The 11,962-nt window shown below is 32.9% G+C and carries 11 protein-coding genes; 6 read left to right on the forward strand and 5 right to left on the reverse strand.

Going from position 1 to position 11,962, the window contains the following annotated elements; translation table 11 throughout:
• Positions 1-31 precede the first annotated feature (31 nt).
• The 4 genes from atpD to OJ995_RS00685 form a co-directional block, all read right to left on the reverse strand.
• Positions 32-1,543, reverse strand: coding sequence for a F0F1 ATP synthase subunit beta (gene atpD / locus OJ995_RS00670; protein ID WP_264367680.1), 1,512 nt, complete (start codon positions 1,541-1,543; stop codon positions 32-34).
• Positions 1,544-1,695: 152 nt separating this feature from the next.
• Positions 1,696-3,543 (reverse strand): glutamine--fructose-6-phosphate transaminase (isomerizing), encoded by a 1,848-nt coding sequence (gene glmS / locus OJ995_RS00675; protein WP_264367681.1) that lies wholly within the window; start codon positions 3,541-3,543, stop codon positions 1,696-1,698.
• Between the two features lie 3 nt (positions 3,544-3,546).
• The gene (gene bamH, locus OJ995_RS00680) at positions 3,547-5,253 is read right to left on the reverse strand and encodes a BamH family beta-barrel-assembly machinery protein (protein ID WP_264367682.1); all 1,707 of its coding nucleotides are present in this window, start codon (positions 5,251-5,253) and stop codon (positions 3,547-3,549) included.
• Positions 5,254-5,267: 14 nt separating this feature from the next.
• Complete coding sequence (locus OJ995_RS00685) at positions 5,268-6,074, reverse strand: glycogen/starch synthase (RefSeq protein ID WP_264367683.1); 807 nt, start codon at positions 6,072-6,074, stop codon at positions 5,268-5,270.
• A gap of 107 nt (positions 6,075-6,181) precedes the next feature.
• Here OJ995_RS00685 and panC point away from each other — a divergent pair, with 107 nt between their 5' ends.
• Genes panC through OJ995_RS00715 form a run of 6 tightly spaced genes read left to right on the forward strand, consistent with a single transcriptional unit; the run spans position 6,182 to position 11,316 of the window.
• Complete coding sequence (gene panC, locus OJ995_RS00690; protein ID WP_264367684.1) at positions 6,182-7,030, forward strand: pantoate--beta-alanine ligase; 849 nt, start codon at positions 6,182-6,184, stop codon at positions 7,028-7,030.
• A 13-nt stretch (positions 7,031-7,043) separates the two neighbouring features.
• Positions 7,044-7,394 carry an aspartate 1-decarboxylase gene (panD, locus tag OJ995_RS00695; RefSeq protein WP_026725939.1) on the forward strand — a complete coding sequence of 117 codons (351 nt, stop codon included), beginning with the start codon at positions 7,044-7,046 and terminating at the stop codon, positions 7,392-7,394.
• A 1-nt stretch (position 7,395) separates the two neighbouring features.
• Positions 7,396-8,358, forward strand: a complete 963-nt coding sequence (locus OJ995_RS00700) for a lysylphosphatidylglycerol synthase transmembrane domain-containing protein (protein WP_264367685.1) — start codon at positions 7,396-7,398, stop codon at positions 8,356-8,358.
• Positions 8,359-8,398: 40 nt separating this feature from the next.
• Positions 8,399-9,613, forward strand: coding sequence for an alpha/beta hydrolase (locus OJ995_RS00705; protein WP_264367686.1), 1,215 nt, complete (start codon positions 8,399-8,401; stop codon positions 9,611-9,613).
• A gap of 6 nt (positions 9,614-9,619) precedes the next feature.
• Complete coding sequence (radA, locus tag OJ995_RS00710) at positions 9,620-10,981, forward strand: DNA repair protein RadA (protein WP_264367687.1); 1,362 nt, start codon at positions 9,620-9,622, stop codon at positions 10,979-10,981.
• A gap of 2 nt (positions 10,982-10,983) precedes the next feature.
• Positions 10,984-11,316 (forward strand): hypothetical protein, encoded by a 333-nt coding sequence (locus OJ995_RS00715; protein WP_264367688.1) that lies wholly within the window; start codon positions 10,984-10,986, stop codon positions 11,314-11,316.
• 194 nt (positions 11,317-11,510) lie between these two features.
• On the opposite strand, the gene OJ995_RS00720 is transcribed toward OJ995_RS00715, so the two are convergent.
• On the reverse strand, positions 11,511-11,903 hold the full coding sequence (locus tag OJ995_RS00720; protein ID WP_264367689.1) for a hypothetical protein: 393 nt from the start codon (positions 11,901-11,903) through the stop codon (positions 11,511-11,513).
• Positions 11,904-11,962 lie beyond the last annotated feature (59 nt).

The raw sequence follows: 11,962 nt of genomic DNA on the forward strand, positions 1-11,962 counted from the left end.
CTTTAAGCTTTAGGCTTTAAGCTATTAAAAATTATGCCTCTGCTAACATTTTTTGTCCAGCTTCGATAGCTTCTTCGATAGTACCTTTAAGGTTGAACGCTGCTTCTGGTAAGTGGTCTAATTCACCATCCATAATCATGTTAAACCCTTTGATAGTTTCTTTAATGTCAACCAATACTCCAGGAATACCTGTAAATTGCTCCGCTACGTGGAAAGGTTGAGATAAGAAACGTTGTACACGACGTGCACGAGATACTGCTAATTTATCTTCTTCAGATAACTCTTCCATACCTAAGATGGCGATGATATCTTGTAATTGTTTGTATTTTTGAAGAATCTCTTTTACTCTTTGAGCACAGTCATAATGCTCGTTTCCTAAGATTTCTGGAGTTAAGATACGAGAAGTAGAATCTAATGGATCTACTGCAGGATAAATACCTAACTCAGCAATTTTACGAGACAATACTGTTGTTGCATCTAAGTGAGCAAACGTTGTTGCTGGTGCAGGGTCAGTTAAGTCATCCGCAGGTACGTAAACCGCTTGTACAGATGTAATAGATCCTTTTTTAGTTGAAGTAATACGCTCTTGCATTGCACCCATTTCAGTTGCTAATGTAGGTTGGTAACCTACCGCAGATGGCATACGTCCTAATAAAGCCGATACTTCAGAACCTGCTTGTGTAAAACGGAAGATATTATCAACGAAGAATAATACATCTTTACCTTGGTCAGATCCAGCTCCATCACGGAAATATTCAGCGATAGATAATCCTGAAAGTGCTACACGAGCACGAGCTCCAGGTGGCTCATTCATTTGTCCGAAAACGAAAGTAGCTTTAGACTCTCTCATTCCTGGCATATCTACTTTAGACAAATCCCATCCTCCATTTTCCATAGAGTGCATGAAATCGTCACCATATTTAATAATTCCTGACTCTAACATCTCACGAAGTAAGTCATTTCCTTCACGTGTTCTTTCACCTACTCCTGCGAATACTGAAAGTCCACCGTGACCTTTTGCAATATTGTTAATCAACTCCTGAATTAATACTGTTTTACCTACTCCAGCACCACCAAATAATCCAATTTTACCTCCTTTTGCATAAGGCTCAATAAGGTCGATTACTTTAATACCTGTAAATAAAACTTCAGAAGAAGTTGATAAGTCTTCAAATTTTGGAGCTGGTCTGTGAATTGGTAAACCATTTGCGCCAGATTTAGGTAAATCTCCTAAACCATCAATTGCATCACCAATTACATTAAATAAACGACCAAAAACGTCAGCTCCAATTGGCATTTGAATTGCAGCACCAGTAGCAACTACTTCTGCTCCTCTTGACAAACCATCTGTAGAGTCCATAGAAATGGTACGAACAGTGTTTTCACCAATGTGAGATTGAACTTCAAGTACTAATAAAGTACCATCTTTTTTAGTGATTTCTAATGAATCGTAAATTTTAGGTAATTCGTTATTTGAGTCATTAAAAACGACGTCAACAACTGGCCCGATAATTTGTGCAACTTTTCCTGTGATTCTAGACATTGCTTATGTATTTATTTAATAGCTAATTAATGTTGAAAAAATGATGTATTTTTCCGAGTGCAAAGATAGTTTTTTCTAAAACAATTTTGCAATTTATTTTTTGAATTTTTTGCAATAAAAAAGCGAAATCTTCCAATTTCGCTTTTAAAATGTTATTCTACGGTAACGGATTTTGCTAAATTCCTAGGTTGATCCACATTACAACCTCTTAAAACTGCAATATGATACGATAATAATTGTAACGGAATTGTAGTTAATAATGGTGTAAACGGTTCGTTTGTTTCTGGAATTTCAATTACGTGGTCTGCTAAAGCTTTTACTTGCGTATCTCCTTTAGTAACTACAGCAATAATTTTTCCGCTTCTTGATTTTATTTCTTGAATATTACTTACCACTTTATCATAATGTCCTTTGTTAGGAGCAATTACAATTACTGGCATATGTTCGTCAATCAATGCAATTGGTCCGTGCTTCATTTCTGCAGCTGGATACCCTTCTGCGTGGATATATGAAATTTCTTTTAGTTTTAATGCACCTTCTAAAGCAACTGGAAAGTTGTAACCTCTTCCTAAGTATAAACAATTGGTTGCATCTTTATAAATTTCAGCAATTTGTTTAGCCACATCATTTGTTAATAAAGCCTCTTGCACTTTTTCTGGCATGATTTCCAATTCTAACAAATAACGTTGGTACTCAGAATTATTCATTGTTCCTTTAGCTTTCGCTAAGCGAAGTGCCAGCAAAGTAAGAATGGTAATTTGTGTTGTAAATGCTTTTGTAGAAGCCACTCCGATTTCTGGACCTGCATGCGTATAAGCACCTGCATGTGTTTCACGAGAAATTGAAGAACCTACTACATTACAAACTCCAAATACAAATGCTCCATTTTCTTTAGCTAACTTGATTGCAGCTAAGGTATCTGCTGTTTCACCTGATTGTGAAATTGCAATAACTACATCATCTTTATTGATGATAGGATTTCTATATCTGAATTCTGATGCGTATTCTACTTCAACCGGAATTCTTGAAAATTCTTCAATAATATATTCTGCAACTAATCCTGCGTGCCATGAAGTTCCACAAGCAACTATAAGGATTCGTTTTGCGTTTAAGAATTTTTCTAAATTATCTTCAACACCTGACATTTGGATAATTCCTTTGTTTGCCAAAAGTCTTCCTCTGTAAGTATCTTTGATTACGCTTGGTTGTTCGTAGATTTCTTTCATCATGAAATGATCATAACCTCCTTTTTCAATTTGCTCCAAGTTTAATTGAAGTTCTTGAATGTAAGGATCAACCAATGAATCATCTTTAATTTTTCTAACTTTTAATGGTTTATGTAAACGCACAATTGCCATTTCTTCATCTTCTAAATAAATAGCATTTGAAGTATATTCGATAAAAGGTGTTGCATCAGATGCGATGAAAAACTCATCTTCACCAATTCCAATTGCTAATGGGCTTCCTAAACGAGCTACGATAATTTCATCTGGTTTTTCAACATCAATTACCGCAATCGCATAAGCTCCAATAACTTGGTTTAACGCAATTTGAACTGCTTTTCCAAGTTTACAATTTTCTTTTTTCTTAACCTCTTCAATCAAGTTGATTAAAACTTCCGTATCTGTATCAGACTTGAATGTATATCCTCTTTTGATTAATTCTTGTTTTAATGGCTCATAATTTTCGATGATTCCATTATGAATTATAACTAATTTTCCAGAGTTAGAAAAATGTGGATGCGAATTCACATCATTAGGCACTCCATGAGTTGCCCAACGTGTGTGCCCCATTCCTATTTTACCAATAGTTGTTTTCTCGCTTTCGGCTTTTGCCTCTAAATCAGAAACTTTTCCTTTGGTTTTTGATAATTTTAAATCTTGTCCGTCATATAAAACAATACCCGCACTATCGTAGCCTCTGTATTCTAAACGATGTAATCCTTTAATAATTACAGAATAAGCATCTCTATGACCAATATAACCTACAATTCCACACATATACTAGTTAGGTTTAGTGAAATAAATTTTTAATTTTATTTTTTTATCCTCATTCCCTGTCACAGGAGAAGTACCATATAAAACAGTCCCTAATGGATTCATTACAGATGCAACTGGCACAAATTCTACCTCACCTGTTCCAATTACAATTGGATTAGCTGGGTTTATAAATGCATTTTCTGGCATATTAATAGTTTCTGTAACAGAAATTCCAATACGCAAATTTGTATTGTTGTTTTCATCTTCATTAATCAACAATCGTTTTATATACTCAGTAATTCTAAACTTGTATTTAATACCATTCTTATCCGAGTCAATTTCTATTAAACCTCCAAAAGACTGTCTGCTTTTCTTAGGATCTGTATTTGTACTTGGATCAGCATAATAATCAATAATAGGTTTATTATTTGTTGCATCAAAAATATAAATTCTTTGCGGCTCAATTTGAGAAGACAATCCCATTGCAACATTATCAATATTGAAAACCAAATTAGCTTCGTTAATTAACCATTTGTCATTCAAAACATGTAATCTTAATTCATCTAATTCATCAGAAACACCATTACCATCAGTATCTGGACCAAAAACATCCAAAAACGCTACAGAGCCATTTCCACCTTTAATATAAAGTTTTTCATCTCCTGTAATTTCATTAGAAGAGGCTAGACCATTAATATAGCTTGAAGATTTTGTATGCTCAATAAAGTTGATTGTATTGCTTTTTTTGTTTCCAGTTGACTTATAGCCCATTTGTAGACTAAGAGTTCTTCTTAAAGGCTCACCTCCACCTATTTCAGATTTAAAAAGTATCTTAAATTCTGCTAAAGAAAGATCTAACATTGCAAGAGCTCCTTGATCAGCTTGAATTTCTTCTACTTCAAACAACAATCCTCTAAAATAATCTTTGAAAACATTATTATTAAACAACATTCCTGAAGCGGCTGCATCTAAAATTTTTTGCTGAAAAAAACTGTTTTTCAAATCTAACCAAATACCCGGTGCTTTTCTTTCTTTAATTACTCTTAAAGTTACATCTGTTTGATTATCTAAAACCTCTCCTTCACTATCAACATACAATCCACTTCCGTTTGTTTTATATATGTAAAGTTCTTTATTGCTAATTACAAACTCTTCGTTTTGAGCAACTTTAGCACTATTATTCAAAAGCTCAGTACCTTTATATGCATCAACCAAGAATTTTTCGTTAGTGAAATATTTTTGCGTGTTTAGAAAATCTTCTTGTGGATCAAAATCTCTTAAGAAATAACCATTTTCATAAACATGTAACTTAAACTTAGCTGCTTCAGAATATCCATAAACAGAATCTAGCTCATATATTCTTTCTCCAGTACTACTAGTAGATTTTAAAGTACTATAATATGGGATGTACAAATAAACAGAATCAATTACTGCATTTTCACCGATTGTTGGATTTGCATTAGATAACTCAACTTGAGACACAATGTGTGATTTAGTTGTTCCAAAATAAGGATCTTTGTAAATACCTAAAGAGTTAACCGGTAAATTATTCGACTGAACAGGTCCTGTAGCTTTTGAATAAGCAACAATATTCTGAACATTATATTCTTCTAAATCAAAGTGAGCATCATCAACAAGATCTGAGCCAATAGAATTAAAATCTTTATCACAAGAAATAAGAACAATAGCAATTGTAATTACAGAAAATATTTTTAAAAAACTTTTTTTCATAGCAGAAAACCCTTTTATAATACGTGATTTTTAATAAACGAAGTATATACTTCTTTAATTGTGTCTTTAGAGGCGAAAGGTAAAAAAGGTTTGTTCGAACTTTCTATAAATTTTGTTAAAGTTGGTGACAACACTTCAGAACCTGCCACTATTGCATCCGAATGCATAATAGACACCTTCATTAAGTTCTCATATGTTGGCGACACTAAATCTGAAACTGAATCTTTATTGATGTTATCAAATAATACTTTATTGATAAATTCTTTGTCTAATTCTCCTTCAAAACCTTGCTCATAAACCGATGAAATGATTTTTGTTTCCGCAAAAATACCTTCGTCTTTATAATAATGTTTTAAATAAACTGGTAACATAGCTGCCATCCAACCATGAACATGAATTACATCAGGAACCCAATTCAATTTTTTAACCGTTTCAACTACTCCTTTTGCAAAGAAAATAGCTCTTTCGTCATTATCTGGATATAAAACACCTTCTTCATCTGAAAAAGTTGCTTTTCTTTTGAAATATTCGTCGTTATCGATAAAATATACTTGAATTCGCTCTTTAGGAATTGAAGCTACTTTAATGATTAGAGGCATATCCATATCATTCACCACCAAATTCATTCCTGATAAACGGATAACTTCATGCAATTGATGTCTTCTCTCGTTAATATTACCATATCTAGGCATAAAAATTCGTATTTGTCCGCCCAAATCATTAATCATTTTTGGCATTTCATACGATTGTAACGATACTTCGTTTTCAGCTAAATAAGGCACCACTTCAGATGATACATACAATATCCTCTTGTCTTCCATAATGTATTCTAGTTAATTATTGTTTTAAAAAACCTTGCAAAATTACAAAATTTTATGGATTTATCCACTAAAATAGTAAGTTTGCACCTGAAATAACAAAGTAGAAAATGCTCATTTTTAACAAAAAGTCCGATTTAAGTGCTTTTTTAAGCCCATTAATCAAACAAAATAAATCCATTGGATTTGTTCCTACTATGGGAGCGCTGCATCAAGGACACCTATCGTTGCTAGAAAAATCGCTTTCTGAAAACGATGTAACTGTGATGAGTATTTTTGTAAATCCTACACAATTTAACAACGCAGAAGATTTAGATAAATATCCTCGAACTTTAGATCGCGATGTGCAAATCATGCAAGATTTAAGCAACAATATTATCGTTTATGCTCCAGAAGTTGTAGATATTTATGAAGGAAACACTATTTCTGAAAGTTTTAATTACGATGGTTTAGAAAATCAAATGGAAGGTAAACACCGCCCAGGACATTTTGACGGAGTTGGAACGATTGTAAAAAGATTGTTTGAAATTGTTCAACCAAATAAAGCTTATTTTGGTGAAAAAGATTTTCAACAGCTTCAAATTGTAAAGAAATTAGTTTCAAAATACAACATTCCGGTTGAAGTTAATGGTTGCCAAATTCACAGAGAAGCAAACGGATTAGCAATGAGTTCAAGAAATGAACGCCTTTCAGAATCTGCAAGAGAAAAAGCAGCTATTATTTATCATATACTAAATTCGGCAAAAGAAATTTTTCAAACAAATTCAGCCGAAGAAACGATAAAATTTGTAGAAAACGAATTCAAAAAACATCCAGAATTTGAATTAGAATATTTTGAAATTGCCGATGAAGCAACACTTTTGCCGGTTTTAGAAAAAGAATCCAACAAAAAATATCGCGGTTTTATCGCCATTTTCATTGAGAATATCAGATTAATTGATAATATTTCACTAAATTAATTACCTTTGCAACATGCAAATTCAAGTAGTAAAATCAAAAATTCATAGAGTAACCGTAACGGGTGCCGATTTGAATTATATAGGAAGTATCACCATCGACGAAGCACTTATGGAGGCTTCTAATATTATTGAAGGTGAAAAAGTACAAATCGTAAACATTAACAATGGGGAGCGATTAGAAACGTATGCCATCAAAGGACCTAGAAACACAGGTGAAATCACTTTGAACGGACCTGCTGCTCGTAAAGTACACCGAGGAGATATTATCATCATTATTTCTTACGGAATTATGGACTTTGAAGAAGCTAAAAAATTCAAACCTACTTTAGTTTTCCCTAACGAAAAAGACAATTCTTTAACGTAGTTTGAAAACGCCAATCCGAAAATTTTTAAGCTTAATCATTCCTTTATTTATAGGACTGGGAATCATGTATTATCAATATAGTACTATGACAACCGAGCAAATAGAAAAAACAAAAATCAGCTTTTTGAAAGCCGATTACTTTTATATTTTTCTATCCCTTTTCATAGCTCTATTTGGCTATTGGTCAAGAGCATATCGCTGGAAATACGCCTTACAACATTTGGGTTATAAAACTAAATTCAGTAACGATTTAATGACAGTTTGCGTTTCTTATTTGGTTAATTTAACTATCCCACGTTCAGGTGAAATTTCGAGAGCAGCTTTATTAAAAAAATATGAAGATGTTCCTTTTGACAAAGCCTTTGGAACAGTAGTTGCCGAACGAATTGTTGATATGCTTATTTTTTTACTTTTTTTAGCAATCGGATTTGTTATACAATTTGACACGATTTACCAATTTTTAATTGAAAAAGGGGTGAAATTCGAAACTCTAATTTGGCTTTCAATTTCAGGATTTATATTATTTGTGCTTTTTATTTTAATTTGGATTTATGCAGAATGGAACATCATTTTAAAACTAAAACAAAAACTTTCTGGCCTAATTGAAGGCATGCAAAGCATCTTAAAAATGAAAGACAAATGGAGTTACATTTTTCATTCTTTTTTTATTTGGTTTTCTTATTTGATGATGTTTTACGTTACTATTTTTGCATTACCAGAAACCGCAAATATAAGTTTTGACATTGTTGTAATGGGATTTATTTTTGGAACACTTGCTGTTGGTTTTTCCAATGGTGGACTTGGAGCATATCCTTTAGCAATATCAACTGTTTTGTTTTTATATGGAATACCGGAAGAAACAGGCGCCGCATTTGGCTACTTGGTTTGGACATCACAAACAGTTTTAACCATTTTCTTAGGATTATTATCTTATTTGCTTTTACCTATTTTAAATAAAAAATAAATTAGTAAATTGCTAATCTATTTTAACCAAACTATTTAAAATGAAAACCAAACTTTTCCTTTTTGCTTTACTGGTATCGTCATGCTTATTTGCACAACGCACGCCAGAAACTATCGAATCTAAAAAATTAGGTACACGAACTTTTACAGTTGTAACACCTGCATCATATGCTACAAGTCCAGAAAAAAGCTACCCAACTTTATTAATTTTAGACGGCGAATATCTACTTGATCCATTTGAAGGAATTTTAAAATATGGTGCTTATTGGGACGATTTACCTGAAATGATCATCATCGCAGTAAATCAAAACAATGGCGAAACTCGTTTTGCAGATAGCGAATTTGACGAAGCAGGATTTCCATCAGGCACAGGAGCAAATTTCTTTGAATTTATTGGGCAAGAATTATATCCTTATGTAGACAAAACGTATCGTACCATTCCTTTCCGAATGATTGCTGGACACGACACAACTGCTGGTTTCTTGAATTTCTATTTATACAAAGACAACCCAATTTTCAACGCCTATATTTCGTTAGCTCCAGAAATGGCTCCAGAAATGGAAAAACGCGTAGCAGAACGTTTAGCAAAAATGACTAAACCTGTTTTTTATTATCAAGCAACAGGCGAAGGTGATTTAAAAGAAATCAACGAAAAAGCTGCAGAGTTAGACGCAAACATCAAAGCGATTCCAAATGCTACTTTTAAATATCAAAACGATGCATTCAAAGGTGCTTCGCATTATTCGTTAGTAGCTAAAGCGATTCCAAATGCTATTTATTTTATTTTTGATGGTTACCAACCGATTTCAATGGTGGAATTTCAAGATAAAATTTTAAAATTAGATGCAGGTTATACTGATTATTTAGTTGCGAAATACGACGAATTAGAAAAACGTTTTGGTTTTAAAATGAAACCAAGATTATCAGATTTTAAAGCTATCGAAGCGGCAATCATGAAAAACAAAGCTTACAATGAGTTATTAACCTTGAGTGATTATGCTAATAAACATTATCCAAAGACTACTTTAGGAACTTATCACGAAGCTTTATATTACGAAAAAACTGGCAACTACAAAAGAGCTATTAAAACGTATCAAAGAGCTTTCACGCAAGAGCCAATTCGTGAAATTACAAAAGATTTCATGTTAAACAGAGCGGAAGCTTTAAAAGGAAAACCAGACAAACCAACAGAAGAAGCTCCAGCAGAAGTTCCTGCAGAAACTCCTACAGAAGAACCAACAGAGAAAAAGGAATAACATCAAATGAGTAAAGTAAAAACGGCTTTCTTTTGCCAAAATTGTGGCACCCAATATTCAAAATGGCAAGGACAATGTAACGCCTGCAAAGAATGGAATACCATTGTAGAAGAATTGGTTCAAAAAGAAGAAAAAGTAGCTTGGAAAACCACGAGTGCTACTTCAAAAGCCGCAACTAAACCTTTACTAATTAAAGAAATAGATACCGCACAAGAAATCCGATTGAACACAACAGATAACGAGTTGAATCGGGTTTTGGGTGGCGGATTGGTTCCGGGTTCCTTAACTTTATTAGGTGGCGAACCAGGAATTGGAAAAAGTACGTTGCTATTGCAAATTGCTTTAAAATTACCGTACAAAACGCTTTATGTTTCGGGAGAAGAAAGCCAAAAACAGATTAAAATGCGTGCCGAACGCATTACTTCTAATGGCGATAATTGTTATATTTTAACCGAAACCAAAACCCAAAATATCTTCCGTCAAATTTTAGAAATTGAACCCGATATTGTCATTATCGATTCAATTCAAACCTTGCATACCGATTATATTGAATCGTCTGCGGGAAGTATTTCTCAAATTAGAGAATGTACGGCAGAGTTGATTAAATATGCCAAAGAATCGAATGTGCCGGTTTTATTAATCGGACACATTACGAAAGACGGAACCATCGCCGGACCAAAGATTTTGGAACACATGGTGGATACCGTTTTACAATTTGAAGGCGATAGAAATCACGTGTATCGCATTTTACGTTCATTAAAAAATCGTTTTGGTTCTACTGCCGAATTAGGTATTTACGAAATGCAAGGTTCTGGTTTACGTGAAGTCGACAATCCATCGGAAATTTTAATTTCACACAAAGACGAGCAACTTTCAGGAACGGCAATTGCTACTACTTTAGAAGGCATGCGTCCGTTAATGCTAGAAATTCAAGCCTTGGTAAGCACCGCTGTTTATGGAACGCCGCAACGAAGCACCACAGGTTACAATGCCAAACGATTAAACATGATTTTAGCGGTTTTAGAAAAACGTGCAGGCTTTCGATTAGGCACCAAAGACGTATTCTTAAACGTAACAGGTGGAATTTCAGTAGAAGATACGGCAATTGATTTAGCGGTTGTTGCCGCTATTTTATCCTCAAACGAAGACATTGCCATTGCTGAAGGTTTTTGCTTTGCAGGAGAAGTTGGGCTTTCAGGAGAAATTAGACCCGTTAACCGCATTGAACAACGCATTCAAGAAGCAGAAAAATTAGGATTTACCACGATTTTTGTTTCCAAACACAATAAAATTTCCTTGAAAAATATGGGAATCAAAATTGTTTTAGTGGCTAAGATAGAAGATGTGGTGAGTGAATTGTTTGGCTAATTATGAGTGATTTAAAAGAACGAAGGTTAAAAAGTCTTGATTACCAAATTCAAGAATTAGAAAATCGTCCCAGTTATTTGAAAAATTATTGGTTACGATTGGTTGTAGTTGGTGTTTTAGTTACATTAATTGCTCCTGAATACTCAGCAAGAAATTCGAAAAGTTTAATCTATTATTTTGATTACAATTATCCGTTATGTTATAGCGTTGTTGCTTTTTCTTACGTAGTAATTTGTGCCATCATGCTACTAACTTTCACAATTCAAGACAAGAAAAAACTGAAGAAATTAAAAGAAAAACGAGATTTGAATGATTTGTTTAGAGATCAATATTAAAAATACCTTTGATTGTCTCAAATAAATTAAATTTTCCAATTAATGACAAAATACCCAAACAAATAAGTCCTATTCCTCCAAAATATCCTCTTAAATCAGTACTAAACCTTGGAGCAGGCTTTTTATAAGTTTGATACAAAAAGTATATTCCAAAAACAACAAAGATTGTAGATAATATTCATCAAATTAATAATTTATTTTATCTTTATACGAGTAAATAATACAATTAACATAACTGATAAAATAACGACTAAAATCGGCATAATAAATATCTGCCACGTTTTTAGCTTTTTATTTAAAGGGCTGTTTTCAAATTGTTTAATTATGGATTCTAACTTATTTCTTTTAAAATATCGGAAAACATTAAAGGCAAAAAGAAAAGCTAAAATAACTCCATAGACTACCCAAAATACAACTTTCCCTATATTTTGATTAGAAAACAAGCCATTTGTCAATAAATTAAAAATAACTGACAAGAAAAACAAAATAGTGAGTTCCAATACAAATAAAAAATAAATACCCATCATAACTGGTATATAATCTTTCTTGTTATAATAAGTGTATATTCTGTAAAATATGTAATCCACAGTATTTTAAATTTTAATTATTGATTATATGAAATTTTCGAACAATCAGAAATATAATA

The organism is Flavobacterium lacisediminis (genome assembly GCF_025909975.1).
In the GTDB taxonomy this organism is placed as follows: Bacteria; Bacteroidota; Bacteroidia; order Flavobacteriales; family Flavobacteriaceae; genus Flavobacterium; species Flavobacterium lacisediminis.